This window comes from Paraliomyxa miuraensis (assembly GCF_026337845.1).
Lineage (GTDB): Bacteria > Myxococcota_A > Polyangia > Nannocystales > Nannocystaceae > Paraliomyxa > Paraliomyxa miuraensis.
The window spans coordinates 272,501-293,312 of the sequence record NZ_JAOVZF010000161.1 but is presented as its reverse complement, the minus strand read 5'-3'; the positions used below and the strand labels follow the sequence as shown (position 1 = coordinate 293,312).

The following is a 20,812-nucleotide window of genomic DNA, read 5'->3' as shown; positions in this document are numbered from 1 at the left end:
GGGTCGAGCGACGATGATCGGTACCGCCGTGACCGACTCCGCACTGTCTCCCGAGCGCCAGCGCCTGCTCCAGCACTGGTTCGAGCAGGGCATCCCGTTCAATCGCTTCCTGGGGATTCGCTTGCATCGGCTCGAGCGGGGCCGCTGCGTGCTGATGCTGCCGTGGCGCGACGAGCTGGTCGGCGACGCCAGCCGCCCGGCGGTGCACGGGGGGGTGATCTCCACGCTCATCGACACCGCGGGCGGTGGGGCGTGCTTCTCCTCGCTCGATCGGACCGAGGACCGCATCAGCACCGTCGACCTGCGGGTCGACTATCTCCGGCCCGGAGGGGCGGCCGACCTGTGGTGCGACGCCGAGGTGGTCCGCATGGGCAATCGCGTGGGCGTGACCCGCATGGCGCTCTACTCCGGCGCGCTGCCGGCCGCGGGCGAGCCCAGCCGGCCGATTGCGACCGGACAGGGGGTCTACAACATCGTGCGGCGGTCGGAGGAGTAGATCGCCAGCACCACCAGCTCGTCCCCGTCCCGCAGCTGCCAGCCGCGATCGCGCGGGGGATTGACCAGGATCTCGTCGTCGCCGTCGCCCGTGCGGCTGCGCAGGCGCACGCCCAGCGCGGTCTCGTTGTGGGCGGCCACCGCGTGGCTCACGTCGGCGAAGGTCACGTCGCGGTCGACCAGGCCGTACTCGCGGACCGAGCGGAAGAAGATCTCCGGGCCCTCGGCGCCGAACAGATCCTCGAACACCACGCGCAGCTCGGGGCGCAGGGCGATCTGGGCCATGATGTGGCTGATGAGCAGCGGTGGGACGAGCAGCTCGCTGCCGTCGGAGGGGAACGAGCTCAAGTTGGCGCTCTCGGCCAGCTCCACCAGCACGTCGGGCCCGCCGCGGTTGGCGGGCGGCAGCAGCTCCCGCAGCAGCAGGTGGCCCACCAGGGTGCGCGCATCGGTCTCGTGGCTCTCGATGCGGTCGCTGGCCACGAACACGATGTTGTCGAAGCGCTCGGGCTCGAGCCGCCGGAGCTGCCCGGGAAGGGTGTAGTCGAGCTCCACGTGCTGAAGGCTGATGCGCTCGGGCTCGAAGTCGTGCTCGAACAGCATCCGCTCGCGGCGCGCCACGGGGGTCATGGAGCCCACCGTGACCTCGAAGCGCTCCGAGCCGTAGCGCTCGAGCTCGGCCAGCAGATCGGGCACGGTCTCGTTCCAGCCCAGGATCAGCACTCGACGGTGACGCTTGAGCTCGGGCGGCGTGGGCACCCCGCGACCGTGATCGGGTCGGCTGGGGGTGTGCTGCACGGGCGGCGTGGTGGAGGCGTGATCCTCGGCCACGAGCACGAAGCGATCGCCCTGCTTCAGTCGCAGGTCGTCGTTGGGGTTGAGCATCGGCTGGGGCTCGCCGTCGTCCACCCGCACCACGCCCAGCAGGATCGCGGCCGGGAAGGCCTCGCCCAGGTCGCCAAAGCGCAGGCCATGGAGCGACGGTGGAACGTCGCGCACGTAGATCTCGCTGTCCTCGCCGTAGGCCAGCAGCCCGGCGAACACGTGCGACAGGCCCGGGTGGCGGATCGTCTGGCACATGAGGCTGGCCACCAGCGACTGGCTGTTGACCACCTCGAGCGGGCCCGGGTAGGCACGGCGCGCGGTGACCAGGCGGCGGGCGTCGAGCAGCTCGGCCACCACCAGCGGCAAGGGCCGCGCGCCGTGGCCCTTGCGGCCTACCGTCTCGTCGTCGTCGTCGAGGCACGACAGCGACAGCAGCGTCTTGATGGTCTCCGTGTCGGGATTGACGCCAGGAGTGTCGTAGATCGGCGCGGGCAGGATGAGGGCTGCGGCATCGCGGGCCGCCACGCGCTGCAGGTGATCGGGGCGCAGCGGGGTGCCCGAGCGCAGCACCAGCCGGCCCGAGCGGAACACCTCCACGCCCACGCGCTCGCGCAGCTCCTGGTGGAGCTCGGCATCGACCTCCTCGGCCTGGACCACCACCGACAGCGACCGACGCTTGCGCGAGCGCAGGAAGTGCTGCGCACGCTCGGACGAGAGCAACAGCTCGCGCACGATGGTGGAGGTGCGCGTCGTCCAGCCCAGCACCACGATGTGATCGCGATCGGCGATGGGCGTGAGCCCGTTCTCCAGCCGCCGCAGGGCCAGGTTGAGCCACTGCGTCATGATCGCGATCATGGCACCCATGAACAGCACGTAGCCCGCCACCGTGAGGCCGGTGGAGACGATGCGCATGTAGACGCCCTCGTCGTCGCCGAGGTAGCCGGGGTCGGACAGGCGCAGGAACGCCCACCAGATCGCCTCGGGCAGGCTGTCGAAGTTGCCCGTGCCCACGACCAGCAGCCCGCCCGTCACCGAGGTGCCGACCACCACGCCGATCACGAACATCAAGCGGAACAGGGGGCCGCGGACCAGGAAGCGCTCGAGCAGCAGCTGGAAGCGGTTGCGCAGGGTGGCGAGCATGTCGGTCATGGGATCTTGCCCTCGTCGTCGAGGCCCACGAGGCGCACCGCGAGCTCGCCCAGCAGCCGCGCGAGCCGTCCGCCCTCGAGCAGCTCGGGGCGCCGCTGCACCGCGTCACGCACGATGGCCACCTGGGCGGTGACCAGGGCGTAGGCGCACAGCGCGGGGTCGTCGACCGGGAGCCGGTCGCGGTGGGGGGCGAGCATGGCGGTGGTGCGGATGACGGCGTCGTCGAGCAGGCGCTGCACCGCGGCCTCGCGGTCCACGTCGGACATCTGGTCGACCATGGTGCGGTAGAGCTCGGGCTCGCCACGATAGAGCTCCACCAGCAGCTCGGCTCCCGTGCGCAGCGTCGCGGCCGGTGACGCACCGTCGAGCTTCGCGAGCCGGGCCTGCAAGAGCGCCTCGTCGCGCTCCACTCGGCGCTCGATGACTGCCGCGAGCAGGGCTCGTCGCGAGGGGAAGTACTGGTAGAGCGAGCCCACGCTCACGCCCGCCACCTCGGCGATGCGGGTGGTGGTGGCCTGTGCAAGGCCCTCCTGGGCGATGACCTGCTCGGTGGCGTCGAGCACCGCCTCGACCAGCGCTCGCGAGCGTGCCTGGCGGGGACGCTTGCGGGGCTCGGTCGGGGGGGCCTTGGCCACCGGCGCAGGATAGCGCGGGCCCGAGAATGCGAATGAGCGTTCGCGAACGGAGGGCCATGGCGCGGTCTCGAGGCCCCAGCGGGCCGCTGCACGCCCAATTCAACGCGAATGGCCGCTGGCCGCAGTGAGGGCCATGCTGTCTTCGTCATGGGTACCGCCACCATCTACGACCCCCGGCTCAGCCTGCGCGAGGCTCGAACGCGCTACTTCGTCGACAACGACTTCGGCGCGGAGGGCAACTACGACGAGCGCTGGGTCAAGGTTGCGCTCGGGCCGATCCCCTTTGCGTTCCCCAATTCGGCCGCGCGGGTCAAGGCGGTGCGCTACCACGACCTGCATCACGTGCTCACCGGCTACGCCACCACCATGACCGGCGAGGCGGAGATCGGCGCATGGGAGCTGGCCAGCGGCTGCGGGGCGATGCCGGCCGCGTGGATCCTCAACATGCTGGCGCTGGCGATCGGGCTGGTGGCGGATCGCCGTGCGGCGTGGGCCGCGTTCGTGCGGGGGCGACACAGCGAGAACCTCTATCGGCTGCGCTATGACGACGCGCTGCTCGAGCGTTCGCTGGGGGAGCAGCGCCGCGAGCTGGGCCTCGATCGCGAGCCGCCCGAGGCGACCGCGGCGGATCGGGCCGCGTTCGGGGCGTATGCGATCGGCGGGGCGCTGATGTTCGGCGTGGCCCTGGCCGTGCTGCTGGCGCCGCTCGTGGCCCTGGCCTGGCTCGGGCTCGCCATGCTCGGGTGAGAGCGACCGTCATCACGGTCATCGGCAGGGGCGGAGCACTCGCAGACGACCACCTGGTCACTTCGTCGCGATGAGCATCATGCCGGTCCAGGCGCGAGCGAGCTGAGCCCGCGACAAGCGTAGGGGCTGACCCGCGGTGAAGTGCCATGGGTCGTAGACATCGAAGTGTCCTTGCTCGGCACCGAATACGTAGATCGCGTGGTGGGGGGTGTTGCCCGTCAACGTGCCGTGTGGGGATGACAGCTTCCGGGGGGCGAGGATCTGCCCCAGCAGCCCGGGTCGGCACGTCACGATGGCTCGACGCCCTGCAGTGATGCGCTGGCCGAGGAAGACGGCTTGATGAGCGGGATCGATGTCGGGTTCGCCGACACCCTCGTGAGGAAGGAGTCGAGCTGCGTCTTCGAGGGCACAAAGCCCATTGACGGCGAGCTGGTCGAAGATTTCGTGTTGACGTTCATCGGGCGGAGCGCTCAGCGTCCCACGCCAAGCCTCGACCATCACGATGCATGCGGGCACGCAGTAGTTGGCCCGCACCTGCAAGAAGTGTCGGTCCACGGGTGTCTCAGGCGTGGAGTGGCTCGAGATCGTCGGCAAGGTAGATCGTTCGGGTGACGATCTCGTTGGGTTGCGGATAGTGGACCACGACCTCCCAGCCTCGATCGGTACGTCGTGCTTCGCTTGCCCAGCAGCCCCGCCCACCGCTGGCCCGTACCTGTGCTTCGGCACGTGCGAACGCGGCCTGCTCCTTGGTCCATAGTGGCTCTCGATCGTCGATAGCCGGTCCCGGGAGTGGCTCGGACAGGGGGATGTCGAGGATGGCACGAGCCATTACGGGCTCGATCAGTCCGGCGGTCGAAGCTCGATCCACCAGAGCTTCGAGCCGACCACGACGAACGCCCGGCACGACCGCGGCATCGGGATGGTCCTTGGCTGGAGCGTGCTCCGAGCCCCGCTCGATCAGGTGGTTCTGTGTTTCCTCGGAGATGCGATACTCATGGCCGAGGCGGCGGACGGCGACGGTCCGGCCGATTCCAAACGACGTGCAGACGGCATCGATGGCTCGCTCGGAATCGGGGGACATCGATGCTCCAACCACCGTTCGAATCGCCGCGCTGGGGGCCAGGAAATGGACCGCGAAGGCGTTGGCACGACGCTCCAGACCGCGGAAACGATCGACGATGGCCCACTCACGCCGGCCTCGTAGCTCGCCTTGTGGGCTGATGAGATAGGGACGGGCAATCGTCCGGGAGTCGTAGAGGATGTGGCACATCTCGTGGGCGAGGCTCACCCGGGTACGCCACCAGCTCTCTCGACCTTCCACCAGGTTGACCAGGATCGCCGGGCGGGGCTCGATGGTGGAGGCCCCTTGCAGGGCAGGCGACAGCTCATGCGGTGCGACGAAGAAGAGTGACCAGTGCAGGCGGTCTTCGAGCAGTAGCCGCATCGAGGGAATGGGCTCGATGCCCAAGCCCAGCGCTTCGCGAGCCCGAGCGGCGAACTCTTGCCCTTGGGGCCACTCGGGGTCGGTCAGATCGGCGGATTCGAGCCTGGGCACGATCGCGGGCGGCTCACCGAGCTTGCGCTCGAGCTCGTCCACGTCGGCCACGCTCGCGAGGAAGTCGCCGAGGACGAGGAGATCGTCCGCCGTGAGCACCGAACCCAGATCGGCCCCATGCTCGGCCGCGGATCGAAACAGCAGTGTGGTGGGAGATGCCGAGCCGCCGGACTCGAAGAATCGATCGATCCGCGCGCCGAAGAGTCGGGCGTAGCGCTTCAGTGTCGCAAACGGTGGCGCCGCTTCCCCACGCTCGATCCGCTCGATCTGTGCAGGCTCCAGTCCAACGAGGTGCGCCATCGCCTCTGTCGTCAGGCCAGCCGACTCGCGGGCCCGTCGGAGGGTCGTGGTGATGTCGGACACAGCGGCAGTGTAATACAGGTCTCGGACGCGGTCCCGGACCGCCTCATGGACCGTTGCTGGGTTGCAAGCGCCACGGGGTCGTACCCGCCCTATCCTTCGGTACGCCGTCGTCGCGCTCGCTTCGCGGCCTTCCGCACCAGCGGGTCCTCGTCGCTCGCCGCCTGCTCGATCGCCTCGCGCTCCGCCTTGCTCGCAGGCCCGGCACGGTTGCCCAGCGCGAGCAACGCGTTGCGCCGCAGCGCTCGCCGGGGGATCCGCCGCAGCGCGGTGTGCTTGACGAACGAGCGGTGGCGGGCGTTGCCGGAGTTGGCCAGCTCGACCAGATCCGGCGTGCGCGGCCGTCCCGGCGGAGGGCCGATCCACGCGACCTCGGGCACCCGAGCATCGCGCTCGCGGCCACCGTTGTACGGGCACACCTCCTGGCACACGTCGCAGCCGGCGATCCGCTCGCCCATCGCATCGGCCAGCGCGGGGTCGATCTCGCCGCGGTGCTCGATGGTGAGGTACGAGATGCAGCGTCGCGGATCGAGCCGCCCCGGAGCCACGAACGCCTGGGTGGGGCAGGCATCGAGGCACCGCGTGCACTGTCCACATGCGTCCCAGCTCACGCGGTGCAGCTCGCTCGCCTCGACCGCATCGGGAGCCTCGGCCTCGAGCGGAGCCGTGCACAGCAGCGCTCCCAAGAGCACGTAGGAGCCCAGCCCGGGCATGATGAGGCAGCCGTGCTTGCCCAAGAACCCCAGCCCGGAGAGCGCAGCCGCGGTGCGCTCGAGCAGGGGCTTGGTGTCCACGCAGATCAGGGTGCGAGCCTCGGGCAGCCGCGCGTGCAGCCACGTCTCGAGCTCCTCGAGGCGATCGTGCATCACCGTGTGATAGTCGGCGCTCTGGGCGTAGCGGGCGATGGGGCTCTGCTCTCCTCGGTAGGGCACCGCCACCACGATCGCGGTGCGAGCTCCCGGCAGCATGCTCGACGGATCCTTGCGTACCGTCCGAGTGCGGGTCATGAACTCCATCTCGCCGTGGAAGCCCTCGTCGAGGTAGCGGTCGAGGGCGGTGCGAGCGGGCGCGAAGCCGGGGTGATCGAGCCGTACCGCGCCCAAGCGGGGCAGGCCCACCTCGCTCGCGCGCTCGGCCAGCGCGCGCAGCAGTGCAGGGGTCAAGGTCATGTCGAGTCTCGAGCGTCCTCGGCCAAGCCCAGCCGCAGCAGCAGGTCGCGCACCATGTGCGCGGTCGCGCCCCACACCGGAGGGTCGTGCACCGCGTACTCGTGCAGGTCGTAGGGATGGCCGCGCCACATCCGTTGGCCGGCCACGCGGTGGATGCTCGGATCGGCCAGCTCTCGCAGGCGCGGCATCACCAGGCGATGCACCTCGGGGCTCGCCGCACGGGGGGTCCACGACAGCGGTGCCCAGGCCACGAACGGCATGATGAGGAAGCCGGTGGGGGTGGGCACGGGGCGCAGGCGCCCGAGCACGGTGGTTCCGCTCGGCGGCAGATCGACCTCCTCGGCGGCCTCGCGCAGCGCCGTGTCGAGCAAGGTTGCGTCGTGGGGCTCGGGCTTGCCCCCCGGGAACGCCACCTGTCCCCCGTGGGCTCGTAGCGCGCGGCTGCGCTCGATGAACAGCAGCCGCGGGTCGGGGTCGTCCTCGGCGTCGCGCAGCAACAGCCCGATGACCGCCGCCCAGCGCAGACCCACGGGCTTGGGCACGGCGCCCGCCGGGTCGTCGAGGCGGCGGGCGAGATCGTCGGGCAGGGCGACCGGGCGGCTCACCGTGGCCTTGCATAGCACCACGCTTGCGGCTCGTCGCTTCCTCTTCGACAATTCCCCGCCGATGCGTCCCTTGGCCTACCTCTCGAGCATGTCCTTGCTGCTGTGCCTTGCCTGCCCCGGCGGAGGATCCGAAGACGACGATGGCACCACCACCATGCCGTCGGGGACCACGGGGACCGACGTCGCCACGGGGAGCACCACCGCTGGCACCACCGACGAACCGCCGGACGACACCACCGGTCCCGGGCCTACCACCACCACCACCCAGCCCACCTCGGCCGATGGCAGCAGCACCAGCGGCGACGACGATCCCACCAGCAGCGACACCTCGGCCGGCGGCGAGCCGGGCGACTGGTTGCTCACCGTCGATCGCGGCAGCAGCCCGCCGCGCTTGATCAAGGCCGGGCTGACGGGTGGGACCGCGCAGGTGTGCTCGCTCGCGGGCTCGGTGGACTACACCACGATCGCGTTCGCCCGCGACGGCACCCTCTACGGGCTGAACGCGCTGCAGAACCGCATCGACGTGATCAACCCCTGCAACTGCAGCTTCCAGCTCGTGGGGCCCACCTCGCTCGGGCCGATCTCGCTGTCGCCCGGGGGCGTGACCGAGGAGGGCCTGCTCGGGCTCTACCCCGACCTCGATGCGCTCGTGCACGTCGACGTGGAGACCGGGCTCGGCACCGTGGTCGGACCGCTCGGCTACCTGTTCGAGGCCTCGGCGATTGCGTGGTCGGACGACGCCGTGCAGCCGTACGCGGTGGAGGCCTCCAACGACTACCTCTACAGCATCGACGTGGCGACCGGAGCGGCCACGCCGCTGGTGCCGATCGCAGCGGACATCGTCGATCCCGGGCTGGCGGTGCATCCCAACGACGGGGCGCTCTACTTGTGCGATGGGGACACGCTGTACAGTCTCGACGCGGGGACCGGAGGGCTGACTGCGATCGGGCCGCTGGGGCTGCAAGGGGGTTGTCGAACGCTGGCGGTACCCCAGACGGCGGTGGCGTGCATCGACTCGCTGTAGGGTACTCGCTATGGCCGCGAATGCGCTCGAACTCGAGCTTGCAGTCGCACGACCTCGGCGCGCAGCGCCGCGAGCTCCTCGTCCTTTGCCGCGAGCGCGGCCTCGACCTGCTTGGCTTCGAAGAGCTGCGGATGTGCTGCCGGCAGTTGGTGTCCCACGCCGTCACGCGCACCAAGACTGGAGCTTCGTATGACCGCTGAGCCGGAGGGCCGCCGAGCGCTCACCCCCGCAGGTGCTTGGCCAGGAACGCGGCCTACCCCAGGCTCGCCTCCCGCCACACCCGCATCAGGCTCTGCTCGGCCGGCACGCCCAGTCGCAGCGGAAACCCGTAGTGCCCCTGGGCCCGGTGCACGTAGAGCCGGTTGCGTCCCCGGGCCCAGGGCCCGTGATCGGGGATCTTGGTGAACAGCGACACGAACGTGTGCTTCATCCCCAGCGAGAGCAGACCGAGCTGCCCGCCGTGCGTGTGTCCGGACAGCACCAGGTCGCCCTCGCCATCGGGGATGTGACGGAACGCGCCGGGATCGTGCAGCAGCAGCACTCGCAGCGCGCCGGGCTTGCGCGGGTGGTCCTCGCACACCATCCGCACGTGTGTGTCGCGGTGGCGCCACACGAAGTCGAGGCCCACGATCTGCACCGGGCCCGCCTCGGTCTCCACCACCTCCGCCTCGTCGACCAGCAGCCGCACCCCGTTGCGTGCGAACGCGCGGCGCACCACCTCGCGAGCCTCGTGGTCGTGGTTGCCGTGGCAGGCGAACACCCGCCCCTCGTAGGCTCGCAGCGGCTCGAGCGCCCGCGAGACCGTCTCGAGGTCGTGCGACTCCATCGTCATCAGGTCGCCGGTCAGCAGGATGAGGTCGGGCTTGCGCTCCACCGCCCGCTGGCAGATCCGCGCAAGCCGCTTCACCGACATGAACGGGCCGAGATGGGGATCGGTGATCTGCACGATCGTCAGCGGCCGACCCGCCTTGGACTCGGCGTCGGCATCGGCCGGCGCGCCCAGCCCCTCGGAGAACCGCCGCAGCTCGCCCGCATCACGCGTGGGCAGCAGCCGCAGGTCCACCGTCTCCTCGCGCGTCCACAGCGACTGCAAGAGGCCACCCAGCGTCAGCGCGAACGGGATCCACGCGCCGTGCGGCGTCAGCCCCAGCGCCGCTGCAATCCCCCACGGAAACGCCAAGAACGTGGCCGCGATGAACCATTGCGCAGGCCAGGTCACCAGCAGCCGGACCGGTAGGGGCTTCATTCGCGGGCGCCCCATGAGCATCGCGATCTGCACCGCCGCCGCGCCCTGAAAGTAGGGCACCAGCGGCGCCAGCGGCCCCAGGTGCTCGCGCAGCGCCATGCCCACCCCCGCCGGGAACAGCAGGATGACGATCGCGAACACGCCGAACACGCGGCTGCGCCAGAACGCCCCCAGCACCAGGGCCAGGTAGGCTCCCCACACCGATAGGGCGTATGCGGTCATCGTCTCCGTTGGCTTGCCCCGCTCGACGTTGCGAACGAGGCGGTGGTTACGCGCCTAGTCCACGATGATCTTCCGGTACGCCAGCGTCGCATCCACCAAGTGCAGGTGGAGCTGCCGGTTCGCGGCATCACCGGTGATCCACCCGGCCTCCCCGTCGACCGCGAACGCATCGTCCCCGCGCGGCAGGTGCGAGTCGCTCACCCGCTTGCCCTCCACCACCGTCGACCCGGTGCCGTCGACCACCATCCCCCAGGTGCCCTCGAACGTGCTGCCCCCCGCCGTCCAGTGCTCCCACAGCACCACGAACACGTCCCCGCCCAGGGCCACCAGCTTGGGGCGCTCGGCGTGGTCCTGACCGCTGGACTCCGATTGATAGTGAGTCAGCCAGCGCAGCCGGTTTTGGCGGGCCTGCCCCGCCGATTGCACATCGAGCACGTCGGGCAGCCCCGGGTCGAGGTGCGCCCCTGCGTCGGCGCTCTGCGCATCGAAGTCCCGCCGCACCCGCGTGAGGCCCAGGTCGCGCGACCCGGCCACCTGCGCGTCGGTGGCCGCGGTGGCCTCGGTGGCGAACAGCGCCAGGTAGCCGTAGGTGGGATCGCCCTCGATCATCGCCGCATTGCCCAGCCGCGTGAACGTGTTGTTGGCGCCGGACTCGCCCTTGACGTAGAGCAGCGGATAGCTGCCGCTGTCCGGCTCGACCCGGGCGAACACCACCTCGCGCGGATAGGCGTCGCCCAGGTGCATCTCCACGAAGCCGGTGCCATCGTGGAACAGCCGCTGGTCGAACGAGTGGCTCACCCACACCGACGAGGTCCGCGTGACGTCGCCCGTACCCGAGTGCAGGTGGGTGGTGAGCGCCTTTTGGTGGCGCGCCATGATGTCCCAGTCGGCGTCGGTGTTGATCCCGTGCAGCAGCGCCACGAAGCCCCCGCCCCAGGCAAGGCGCGACGTGGCCGCCACCATCGGGTTGACCACCAGCTCGGGATCGTCACCGGCGGCCTGACGCGCCAGATCGAGGTCGGTGTCGAACTGCACCGTGCCATCCCAGGCGAGCTTGACCACCCGCACGATCCCGCTGCGGTACTGCCCCGGCATGGGATCCTCGAGCGTGAGGGTGGCGCTCTCGTCGACCCCGCTGGCCACGTAGAGGAAGTCGCCGGGGTCGCGGTCGAAGCCCATGATGCGATCGAGCATCGGGGGCTCGAGCACCGCGGTGATCACATAGTCGGTCTGCAGCGGCTCGAGCCGCAGCACGTAGGCGCGGCCGCTGGGTCCTGCGGTGTAGTCCTGCACCAGCACGTCGATGATGCGATCGTGGGCCACCGCCACGATCTCGGGTGACTTGCCGTACTGGGTCGCCCACGAGGCGGGACCCTCCACGTCCATCACGTTGGTGTCGAACGGCACCAGCAGCTCGGCGATCGTTCCCACCGGAACCGGCAACGGCTCACCCGTCTCGTCGGCCGTGCCGTCCGCGGTGCCCTCGGCCGTGCCGTCCGCGGTGCCCTCGGTGCCGTCGCCCGAGCCGCCGCCTCCTCCCCCGCAACCCAGCGCGAGTGCGGTCGCCAGCAAGCCCCGCCGCCCAAGCCGTCGCCCAAGCCGTCGCCCAACCCATCGCATGGTCATGGTCCGAGCGTAGGGGATGCGGGGGTCCACGGGCAACGGCTCATGCGTCCCGTACGCTCAGTCGTCCTCGCCCAGCAGACGGTCGAGCAGCTCGCCCAGCACCTGTGGGTTGGCCTGACCCCGGGTCTTCTTCATCACCTGACCCACGAAGAACCCACGCACCTTGGTCTTGCCCGCGCGAAATTGCTGGACTTGCTCGGGGTGGCCCGCCAGGACCTCGCGGACTGCGGCCTCGAGCACCCCGGCATCGCTCACTTGGCGGTGGCCATCGCGCTCGGCGATGGTGCGCGGCGTGAGCGGTGGGGTGGAGCCCTCGGACTCGCGGAGCTCGCCATAGAGGCTCGCGAAGATCGCCTTGGCCGCACGCCCCGAGACCTCGTCGGCCTCGACCATCGCAATCAGCTCCGCCAGCGCCTCGGGGGTCACGGGGCTGCGCTCGATGCCGATCCCGTCCGCGTTGAGCTTGCCCAGCAGCTCCACCGTGAGCCAGTTGCTCGCCTTCTTGGCGGGCGCGCCCGCGGCGAGCGTGCGATCGAGGTAGTCCCCCAGCGCGGGCTCGCTCGCCAGCAGCACCGCATCGTCCTCCGAGATCCCCTGCGCGAGGTAGCCGGCTCGTCGTGCGGCCGGCAGCGGGGGCAGCTCGCTGCGCACCCGGTCGATCCACTCCGACGAGATCCAGAGCGGCGGCAGATCGGGCTCGGGCAGGTAGCGGTAGTCGGCCGCATCCTCCTTGCTGCGCATCACCCGGGTGCGATCGCGCTCGACGTCGTAGCTCAGCGTGACCGACTCGATCACCTGGCCCTGCTCGAGCAGATCGATCTGCCGTCGAATCTCCGCCGCGATCGCCTGCGCCAGGAAGCGAAACGAATTGAGGTTCTTGATCTCGCAGCGCACCCCCAGCGCGGTGCTCCCCCGCCGTCGTACCGACACGTTGGCATCACAGCGCAGCGTGCCTTCCTCCATGTTGGCCTGGGAGATCCCCAGCGTGCGCACCAGCGTCCGCAGCTCGCGGAGATACGCGGCCGCCTCCTCGGGCGAGCCGATCGTGGGCTCCGACACGATCTCGAGCAGCGGCGCGCCCGCGCGGCCGTAGTCGATCAGGCTGTGGTCCTCCCCGGGCACGTGCACGTTCTTGCCCGCGTCCTCCTCGAAGTGGATCCGCACCAACGGCACCCGCTTGGGCCTGCCCTCGGCGTCGCGAAAGCCCGGGACCTCGAGGCTGCCGCCGGTCGCGTAGGGCTCGTGCGCCTGCGTGATCTGATAGCCCTTGGGCAGATCCGGGTAGAAGTAGTGCTTGCGGGCGAAACGGCTGCGCTCGTGCAGCTGGCAGCCGCAGGCGAGCGCCAGCGCGATCCCGTGGTGAACGGCTCTGGCGTTGGGCACGGGCAGCGTGCCCGGCAGCCCCAGGGTGTAGGCGTCGACCAGGGTGTTGGGCGGCGCGAGCAGCCCCACCGGGCACGCCGAGAACATCTTGCTCGCGGTCTCGAGCTGGCAGTGCACCTCGAGGCCGATGACGGGCTCGTAGTCGGCGACGCTCACGAGGCACCTCCTGCGCCGGGGTCGGGCTCGGACGCCGTGGCCGACCTCGGGGGATCGGGCGGGCGCAGGCGATGGTGGTCCGTGGCGTCCTCGTGGGCGGCTGCCGCTGCGAGCAGGGTGGGCTCCTGCAGCGCCGGTGCCATCAGCTGCACCCCGATCGGCAGCGCCGGACGACCCGACGTCGCGGCCGACAGCCCCGCCGGAATCGAGATCGCGGCAAGCCCCGCCAGGTTCGCCCCGATCGTGAACACGTCCGAGAGGTACATGGTCAGCGGGTCGTGGCTCCGCTCGCCCACCGCGAAGCCCGGCACGGGCGAGACGGGCGATGCGATCAGATCGCAGCCCTCGAACGCCCGCGCGTAGTCCCGTGCGATCAACCGGCGGACCTTCTGCGCTTGCCCGTAGTAGGCCGCGTAGCTGTCCTTGCGCAGCACGAACGTGCCCAGCAGGATGCGGCGCTTGACCTCGGCCGAGAACCCCGCCTCGCGGGTGGCCTCGTAGGTCTCCCGTAGCGATGCGCGAGCAATCCGGGCTCCGTAGCGCAGGCCGTCGTAGCGCGCGAGGTTGCTGGCCGCCTCGGCCGTGCACAGCACGTAGTAGGTCGCGATCGCGTGCTCGGCATGTGGCAGCTCCACGTCCACCAGCGTCGCGCCTGCGTCCTGCAGCACCGCCAGCGCGTGCTCGAAGGCCTTGGCCACCTCGGGGTCGAGCCCCTCGCTCGCCAGCGCTTCGCGGTGCACCCCCACCCGCAGCCCCGCCGCTCCGCGATCGCATGACGCGAGATAGTCCGGTACCGGCGCGTCCACGCACGTCGCATCCAGCGGATCGGGCCCGGCCAGCACTTGCAAGAGCGCCGCCGCATCGCGAACGTCACGGGCGATCGGCCCGGCCTGATCGAGGCTCGAGGCGAACGCGATCATCCCGTGACGACTCACTCGGCCGTAGCTCGGCTTGAGCCCCACCACCCCGCACAGACTCGCCGGCTGCCGGATCGATCCGCCCGTGTCCGAGCCCAGCGCCGCCGCGCAGCTGCCCGCGGCCACGGCGGCGGCCGAGCCCCCCGAGGAGCCCCCGGGCACGTAGCGGGGGTCCCAGGGGTTGCGCACGGGCTCGTACGGCGTGTTCTCGTTCGACGAGCCCATCGCGAATTCGTCCATCGCGAGCTTGCCCGTGATCACGGCGCCCGCCCCGAGCAGGCGCGCCGCGTGGGTGCCCTGGTAGGGCGGTATCCAGCCCTCGAGGATCCGCGAACCGGCGCGCGTGTGCATCCCCTCGATGACGAACAGATCCTTGAGTCCGATCGGCACCCCAGCCAGCGCCCCGAGCGGGTGGCCGGCTGCGCGCGCGCCGTCGATCGCCTCGGCCGCGGTCCTCGCCTCGTCGCGCGCGCGCAGGAGGTACGCATGCAGCACGGGCTCGGTGGCATCGGCCCGTGCTTCGAACGCCTCGAGCACCTCGGTCGCGCGCAGCGACCCCTCGCGCACGTGCCTTGCGATCGCTCGGGCCGACAGCTCGATGATCCGGTTCGGAGTCACGGCATCAATCCTTCTTGAACTTCGGGACCTTCACGTGGCCGTCGAGCACCTCCGGCACGCCCGCCAGCGCTCGCTCGCGAGGGAGGGGCGGGGCGGTCACGTCGTCGCGCAGCCCGCTGCTCGATCCCGCGGGGCCCACGGCGCCCGTGGAGCCCACGGGACCCGAGGGGCCCAAGGGGGGGCGCGACGGAGGCAGGTGCTCCTCGACGCCCATGGTATCGACCGCCTGGAGCTGCTCGAGGTAGGCGAGGATCGGCGACAGCTCCGCCGCAAAGCGCTCCGCCTCCTCTTCGTTCAGCGACAGCCGAGCGAGGCTGGCCAGCTCGTGACACTCCTGCCGAGAGATGGTGCTCATGACCGCGGCGGAGCATAGGCCCGGACGCCGCCGATCGTCCCCGCTTGCAGGGCGAGCCGGTCGAGGTGGTGCGAGCGGGTGTCGCGCATGCGAGATCTCCGCAGGCCGAGGATGCCCGCCCATCCGGCCGGCCTCGCCCAGCGGCATGGAGCCGGTCGCTGCGCCTCACTCCGCTTCCGTGACAGCGTGTCCGGGCCGCGGTAGGGTTTGAGACGTGAGGTCGCCCGAACACCGCTTGGCCGCGCTCGCGCTCGCCTTCGTGGCGACCGGCGTTGCTGGTTGTGCGGACGACGATCCCGGGGCCACCGAGAGCAGCGCCTGGTCGACTCCCAACGGAGACGCGTTCCGTCTCGGTCGCGTGCACGTGGTGCTCGAGCCCGAGGCCGACTCCGCCGACGAGCCCTACGAGGTGTTCGAGGTGACCGCCCGGTTCGCGTTCGTCCGCAGCCTCGAGGAGGACTTCGTCCGCGCTCGCATCGGCATGCCCGTGCTGCCGGCCGACGTGGTGACCCCGGGCGAGTGCGTCCCCTCCGACTCGCTCACGATCTCCGGCTCCGAGGTCCACGACGTGCCCCCGTCGAGCGAGCTGTCGCTCGTCGACGCCGGCGATCTTCGGATTCGGATCGATGGCGAGGGCGGCACCGTGTTCGAGGCTCCCATGGAGCTGTCGCACGTGCCCGATCTGCTGCCGTACATGACCAGCGGCTACTTCTATACCTTCTACGGCGAGGATCTGCCCGAGCTCCCCGACGACGGTCGCAGCGCGATGGTCGTGGTGGAATCCCGGGCCTCGCTCTCCGAGGAGCTTCCCGAGTTTCGGGCCGAAGGCGTGGTCCCGCGGGCGCTCGTTCCCTACGTCACCGAGGACGATCTGCAGGCGCTCGCCGACGACGCGCTCGTGCTGCGCTGGCAGGGCAGGAACGAGACCGAGACCGACGATGGCATCGTGACCGTGCGCCTCACCGGTCTCCAGGGGGGCCTGCCCGTGGGTTCGGAGCTCACGTGCGTGCTGCACGACCAGGGCCAGGTGCGACTGTCGCTCGACACCCTGCGTACGTTCGGGCTCGCGCTCGATGCCCAGGCCCTGCGCATCACCTACAGCCGCATGGGCGTGGCCTCGTTCGACGCGGGTGACTTCATCGGCAACGAGATGCTGGTCGAGCGTCGCGAGAAGGTCGTGCTGCCGCTGCGCTAGCGGATCGAGTGCACGCCGCTCCCGGCTCGATCGACGGTGTCGACGACGAGCGCGGGAGCGTGCCCTCGTTGCTCGGGCGCGGTCTTCAGGCGCGACGTCGACGTAGCCCCGCGGCCACCAGCGCCAGCAGCCACCACCCCACGCCACCGCCAGGCCGCGAGCCGTCGCTGCGGCACGCGCAGCCCTCGTCGTCGTCCGTGGCCCCGGGCGCTGGCACGCCTCCCGTGCCGTCGCCGTCGCCCGCCGTGCCTCCCGGCAGATCATCCCCTGCCGTGTCCTCACCCGCCGTGTCGTCCTCGCCCTCGGGCTCGCAGCTCGGGTCGAGCTGCCCGTCGACGAGCGGACACTGCTCGTCGTCGATCGCATACACGACCCCCTCGTCCCCGGTCACCAGGAACGGCTCGGGTCGCAAGGGCGTGCCCGAGGGTACCCCGTCGAGCACCTCGGCCGGCCACGTCTCGGGCTCGCTCCACGGCAGCCCCCAGGCCGTCGCGATCTCCTCGCTGGCCACCGCGCGCTTGTAGCCGGGATCCATCAGCCAGCGCGTCTTGGTCTCGGCGGGCGCGGGATCCCCATCGCTCACCACCAGCACCGGATACTCGGGAAACACGTTGCCCTGGGGCAGCCCCGCCAGCACGTCCGCCGGTGCCCACGCGACCTGATAGAGCGGCGAGAACGCCCACGCCACCATCACCTCCGGGCTCTCGAGCTCGCGCCGCACCCCCGCCGGTACCGGCGGCGGCTCGCACATGAACGAGAACGGGCTGTCGTCGAGCTCCACGGGCGTACCGTTCTGCCCGACCACGTAGAAGCGTGCCTCGTGCAGCGCGGTGTCCCGCAGACGCAGGGGAATCTCCGCCTCGAACCCGTGATCGCACGACCCCAGCACGTCGCACAGGTCGGGCCGCGGCCGGTCGGCCAAGATCTCGATCACGGTCGCGTTCGGATCGTCCTGCTCGCCGTCGAACGCGATGAGCACCGTCGCCGCTCCCTCGGGATCGTCCCCGCTCTGCGCCCAGCCGATCATCGCCTCGCAGCTGCTGCTGTCGAGCTCCACCGCACCCTGACCGTTGCCCACCAGGCCGAACAGCTCCTGGTACGAGGTCACCAGCGACATATAGGTCGGCGCATACACGTTGCCGAAGCCCGCCACGTCCTTGCGGATGTTGAAGTGCAGGTGATAGGTCGTGGGCGTACCGCCGAATGCGTTGGAGACCCGGTTGATCCGCTCTGCGCGGTCCAGCGCCTGCCCAACCCCCACGATCTGGTTGGCACCGTGCAGGTAGTCGTAGCGCGTGCCGTCGGCCGCGGTCACGTAGACCGAGTAGCTGCCGATGTTGGTCACCGTGCCCGCGTCCGCGGCCACCGTCCAGTGCACCGCGTTCTGACAGGTCGCCGGGCGGATGTCCTGCCCCTGGTGGCCGATCCCCGCCGGGCACATCGGCATGTCCCACGAGCGCGTCTCGCAGTAGTTGTCCCACCACGGATAGTCGTAGTTGACCGCATCGCACTGGCCGCCGCCGGGACCCTGGCCGCCGCCGTTGCCCCACACCTGCGAGTTCGCGAACGCCGGTCCCTCCTCCGTGGGGAAGCGCATGCCGGGCGCATACACGGTGTCGTCCACGCGCCCCTGGCCCGAGCCCGCCACCAGCGTGCCGGGCGGCATGTACTCGAACGGCTCGGGCTCGCCCGCCCAGCCCGTGGTCGGGGCCAGTCCCAGCCCCGCGCCCATGCCCATCACGGTCGCGGCCACGGCCGCCCATGCCCACGTGCTCGTGCGGCTCATCGCTCCACCTCCTGCTCCTGCTTGGGCTCGGGTCCGCGTCCGCCCACGTACACCAGACCCTCGGCTAGCGCCTCCACGCCTGCCTGGTCGTCGCACGGTGGGGCATCGACCGGTGCGCACTCCAGGCCCAGATCGTAGGCCACCCCGTGCTCGATCCAGGTCGCGCTCCAGATCCCCTCGTTGCGCGACACGAACGCTTCCTTCCCCCGCAGCGTGTGTGGGCCCGGCTTGGGCGTCACCCCCGGGTACACCCGTGCCATGCGGCTCGCGTTCACGGTGATCGTCACCGTCGACTCGGCGGTCTCGCGTCGCCCCCAGAACGCCGCCCACTCCGGCCCCTGCATCACCTTGCGCTCGTCGAGCGCCTCCGCGAGCGCGGGTACCAGCACCGGCACCGGGGCCAGGTCCACCGCCTCTCGCGAGCGCGCATCGAGGGACTCGTAGGCCTCGACGCTCCGCGTGTCGGCCTCGGGCCACGTCACCGTGCGACGCATCCGCTCGCCACCGCGGACCTTGCCGCGGCTGGGCGGCCGCGCGACCAGATCGCCGGCCGCGTCGTCCAGGGGATCGCTCGCCGAGCGCGGCTGGCCCGACGGATCGGGCGGCGTCGTGCCGCACGCCAGCCCTCCCGAGGCGATCGCCAGCACGACTACCGACACGACCGGTAGCGCTCGCCTCGGCTCGCTCATCGACATCCTCTTCATCATCGTCCGCATTGACCCTCGATGCAGTATCCGCACCGCGAACCCCGGACACAACCACATCGACGCCGCTCGGGTCGTTTCATCCGCATCCTCTGCGTTGAAACGGTTCCCTTGCCCACGTCACCCGCGCACGCCCACCCGGGCCGGCGAAGCCGGGCGCAATGCGGGTCGGCCCCACCACCACGACCACACGAATAGAAGGCACGCCCTGGTGGCGCTGCACCGGCGGCGGTAGCTTTGCCCGATGCCCGACCGGTCCCCGCCCCCCGGGGACGCCCCGGAGCCGCCGTCCTCGGGGCGCGAGCCATCGTCCACCTCCGCGGGGCCAACCCCCGAGCGCGAGCCTTCGCCCACCGACTCGCTGCTCGCGGCCAGCCACTCCATGGTCGCGCCGCGCGTCTCCGATCTGCAGGCCACCGGATTCCACAAGCCGCTGCCCCCCGCCGGACGCCTCTACCGCATCTGGCAGATGCTGGGCCTGCTGCTCGGTCGTCGCCTGGCCACCGTCATCCGCGACGACCACGTCTATCTGATCCTCATGGCCGCCGTCGTGGGCGTGACCGCGGGCGGTGCCTCGGGCCTCTTGCTGCTGTGGATCGAGAGCGCCAACGACCTGTTCATCGGACGCTTCGGCGGCGTGCTGCGCTGGACGATCATCATCGCCTTCCCCGTGCTCGGAGGCCTGGCTGCCGGAGGTCTGCGCCTGTTGGCCGTCCGCCTGCTTCGAACCCGCCTGGTCGTGGGCCCCATGGGCGTCATCGAAGCCGTCGCCAAGCACGGCGGTCGGCTCGACGGCATGGGGGCCGTCATCAACGGCGTGGGCACCGGGGTCAGCATCGGCAGCGGCGGCTCCTGCGGTCACGAGGGTCCCTCGGTCGCCATCGGAGCCGCGGTGGGGGCCGTGCTCTCGCGCTTCCTGGGCCTGCGCCTGCGTCGACACGTGGCCATGGTGGGAGCCGGCTGTGCCGGTGGCCTCGCCGCCGCCTTCAACGCTCCGCTCGCGGGCGTCATCTTCACCGTCGAGCTCGTATTCGGCGGGTCGATCGGCGGCAACGTCGGCACGATGTCGGTGTTCATTCCGCTCATCGTTGCCGCGGTCGCCGGCACCGTCACCTCGCACGCCATCTTCGGTCCTCGCACCGAGTTCGAGCTGCCGGTGCACGGCTCCGCCTCGCTCGCCGACTTCGGCTTCTATCTCCTGCTCGCGATCGCGGCGGGCGTCATCGGAGCCGGCATGGCGCGCGCCATCATCTATGCCGAGGGTCGCTTCGTCGTGCTTCGCATGCCCGGCTGGCTCAAGCCCGCTCTCGGTGCCCTGGGCGTGGGCCTGATGGCCGCGGCCATCTCCAGCGAGCTGCTCGGCCCCGGTCGAGCCACCGTCTCCACCGCCCTGCAAGGTCAGCTCGGCTGGCAGCTCGCCGCGATGCTGCTCGGGCTCAAGATCGTCGTCACTGCGCTCACCGTGGGCAGCGGAGGCTTCGGTGGTCCCTTCATGCCCGTGCTCTACGTGGGCGCGTGCCTGGGCTCCATCATCGCCGCGCTCGCCCACCTCGTGCTCGGTGACGCGGCCCAGGGCGCAGGCGCCTACGCCCTGGTGGGCATGGGCGCCACCTTTGCCGGCCTCATGCAGGCCCCGCTCACTCCCATCGTGATGCTGTTCGAGCTCACCCAGGACTACGCCGTGATCCTGCCGCTGATGCTCGGCTGCATCCTCGCCCTGCTGGTCTCGCGCCGCATCAACGCCAATGGTCTCTACCGCATGCAGCTGCACTCGCGCGGCATCGTGCTCGAGCACGAGGCCGAGGGCGAGGTCATGAAGCGCGGGCTCGTGCGCGAGCTGATGCTCACCCCCAGCGAGGTCCTCACCGAGTCCGCCGAGCTCGACGAGATCCGCCGCGTCTGCGTGGAGGCCGGGCTCGGAGCCACGTTCGTCATCGACGGGGAGGGCGCCGTGGTCGGCTACATCGACGGCAACCAGCTCGCGCGTCGCATGCTGCACGGAGAGATCCAGGCCGGCTCGGTGGCTCGCGACCTGATGGG

At 70.7% G+C, this 20,812-nt stretch carries 18 protein-coding genes (1 of these 18 only partly in view); 5 read left to right on the top strand and 13 right to left on the bottom strand.

The window, feature by feature from the left end:
• The first annotated feature begins 28 nt into the window (after nt 1-28).
• On the top strand, nt 29-496 hold the full coding sequence (locus OEB96_RS36650) for a thioesterase family protein (protein WP_266221529.1): 468 nt from the start codon (nt 29-31) through the stop codon (nt 494-496).
• Here OEB96_RS36650 and OEB96_RS36645 read toward each other — a convergent pair.
• Both OEB96_RS36645 and OEB96_RS36640 read right to left on the bottom strand, forming a co-directional pair.
• On the bottom strand, nt 466-2,469 hold the full coding sequence (locus tag OEB96_RS36645) for a CASTOR/POLLUX-related putative ion channel (protein WP_266221528.1): 2,004 nt from the start codon (nt 2,467-2,469) through the stop codon (nt 466-468). The genes OEB96_RS36650 and OEB96_RS36645 overlap by 31 nt on opposite strands.
• A complete protein-coding gene (locus OEB96_RS36640) occupies nt 2,466-3,104 on the bottom strand; it encodes a TetR/AcrR family transcriptional regulator (protein WP_266221527.1) in 639 nt (212 codons plus the stop codon). The genes OEB96_RS36645 and OEB96_RS36640 overlap by 4 nt, the downstream gene beginning before the upstream one ends.
• Before the next feature lie 147 nt (nt 3,105-3,251).
• Between OEB96_RS36640 and OEB96_RS36635 the strand changes: the two genes are divergently transcribed.
• Nucleotides 3,252-3,851: a Coq4 family protein gene (locus OEB96_RS36635; RefSeq protein ID WP_266221526.1), complete on the top strand. Its 600-nt coding sequence runs from the start codon at nt 3,252-3,254 to the stop codon at nt 3,849-3,851.
• A 57-nt stretch (nt 3,852-3,908) separates the two neighbouring features.
• On the opposite strand, the gene OEB96_RS36630 is transcribed toward OEB96_RS36635, so the two are convergent.
• The 4 genes from OEB96_RS36630 to OEB96_RS36615 form a co-directional block, all read right to left on the bottom strand.
• Nucleotides 3,909-4,406: a hypothetical protein gene (locus tag OEB96_RS36630; protein WP_266221525.1), complete on the bottom strand. Its 498-nt coding sequence runs from the start codon at nt 4,404-4,406 to the stop codon at nt 3,909-3,911.
• Nucleotides 4,407-4,413: 7 nt separating this feature from the next.
• Nucleotides 4,414-5,769, bottom strand: coding sequence for an XRE family transcriptional regulator (locus OEB96_RS36625; RefSeq protein ID WP_266221524.1), 1,356 nt, complete (start codon nt 5,767-5,769; stop codon nt 4,414-4,416).
• Nucleotides 5,770-5,858: 89 nt separating this feature from the next.
• The gene (gene queG / locus OEB96_RS36620; RefSeq protein ID WP_266221523.1) at nt 5,859-6,935 is read right to left on the bottom strand and encodes a tRNA epoxyqueuosine(34) reductase QueG; all 1,077 of its coding nucleotides are present in this window, start codon (nt 6,933-6,935) and stop codon (nt 5,859-5,861) included.
• Entirely contained in the window at nt 6,932-7,540 is a 609-nt protein-coding gene (locus OEB96_RS36615) for an NUDIX hydrolase (RefSeq protein WP_266221522.1), read from the bottom strand. The genes queG and OEB96_RS36615 overlap by 4 nt, the downstream gene beginning before the upstream one ends.
• Before the next feature lie 61 nt (nt 7,541-7,601).
• Here OEB96_RS36615 and OEB96_RS36610 point away from each other — a divergent pair, with 61 nt between their 5' ends.
• Nucleotides 7,602-8,564 (top strand): hypothetical protein, encoded by a 963-nt coding sequence (locus tag OEB96_RS36610; RefSeq protein ID WP_266221521.1) that lies wholly within the window; start codon nt 7,602-7,604, stop codon nt 8,562-8,564.
• Between the two features lie 253 nt (nt 8,565-8,817).
• Here OEB96_RS36610 and OEB96_RS36605 read toward each other — a convergent pair whose 3' ends face one another.
• From OEB96_RS36605 to OEB96_RS36585, 5 genes are read right to left on the bottom strand one after another with little or no spacing between them, the layout of a single operon-like run.
• On the bottom strand, nt 8,818-10,032 hold the full coding sequence (locus OEB96_RS36605) for a metallophosphoesterase (protein WP_266221520.1): 1,215 nt from the start codon (nt 10,030-10,032) through the stop codon (nt 8,818-8,820).
• A 54-nt stretch (nt 10,033-10,086) separates the two neighbouring features.
• Nucleotides 10,087-11,658 carry a hypothetical protein gene (locus OEB96_RS36600; protein ID WP_266221519.1) on the bottom strand — a complete coding sequence of 524 codons (1,572 nt, stop codon included), beginning with the start codon at nt 11,656-11,658 and terminating at the stop codon, nt 10,087-10,089.
• Nucleotides 11,659-11,715: 57 nt separating this feature from the next.
• Nucleotides 11,716-13,197, bottom strand: a complete 1,482-nt coding sequence (gene gatB, locus OEB96_RS36595; RefSeq protein WP_266221518.1) for an Asp-tRNA(Asn)/Glu-tRNA(Gln) amidotransferase subunit GatB — start codon at nt 13,195-13,197, stop codon at nt 11,716-11,718.
• Entirely contained in the window at nt 13,194-14,732 is a 1,539-nt protein-coding gene (gene gatA, locus OEB96_RS36590) for an Asp-tRNA(Asn)/Glu-tRNA(Gln) amidotransferase subunit GatA (protein ID WP_266221517.1), read from the bottom strand. The genes gatB and gatA overlap by 4 nt, the downstream gene beginning before the upstream one ends.
• 4 nt (nt 14,733-14,736) lie before the next feature.
• Nucleotides 14,737-15,087 (bottom strand): Asp-tRNA(Asn)/Glu-tRNA(Gln) amidotransferase subunit GatC, encoded by a 351-nt coding sequence (locus OEB96_RS36585; protein ID WP_266221516.1) that lies wholly within the window; start codon nt 15,085-15,087, stop codon nt 14,737-14,739.
• 214 nt (nt 15,088-15,301) lie between these two features.
• Between OEB96_RS36585 and OEB96_RS36580 the strand changes: the two genes are divergently transcribed.
• On the top strand, nt 15,302-16,282 hold the full coding sequence (locus OEB96_RS36580) for a hypothetical protein (protein WP_266221515.1): 981 nt from the start codon (nt 15,302-15,304) through the stop codon (nt 16,280-16,282).
• A gap of 85 nt (nt 16,283-16,367) precedes the next feature.
• On the opposite strand, the gene OEB96_RS36575 is transcribed toward OEB96_RS36580, so the two are convergent.
• A complete protein-coding gene (locus OEB96_RS36575) occupies nt 16,368-18,068 on the bottom strand; it encodes an MYXO-CTERM sorting domain-containing protein (RefSeq protein ID WP_266221514.1) in 1,701 nt (566 codons plus the stop codon).
• Nucleotides 18,065-18,757 carry a hypothetical protein gene (locus OEB96_RS36570; protein WP_266221513.1) on the bottom strand — a complete coding sequence of 231 codons (693 nt, stop codon included), beginning with the start codon at nt 18,755-18,757 and terminating at the stop codon, nt 18,065-18,067. Before OEB96_RS36570 ends, OEB96_RS36575 begins: the two co-directional genes overlap by 4 nt.
• Before the next feature lie 259 nt (nt 18,758-19,016).
• On the opposite strand from OEB96_RS36570, the gene OEB96_RS36565 reads away from it, so the two are divergent.
• Nucleotides 19,017-20,812: the 5' portion of a chloride channel protein gene (locus OEB96_RS36565; protein WP_266221512.1), read on the top strand. It continues 451 nt past the right edge of the window; only the first 1,796 of its 2,247 coding nucleotides appear in the window; the start codon lies at nt 19,017-19,019; its stop codon lies beyond the right edge, outside the window.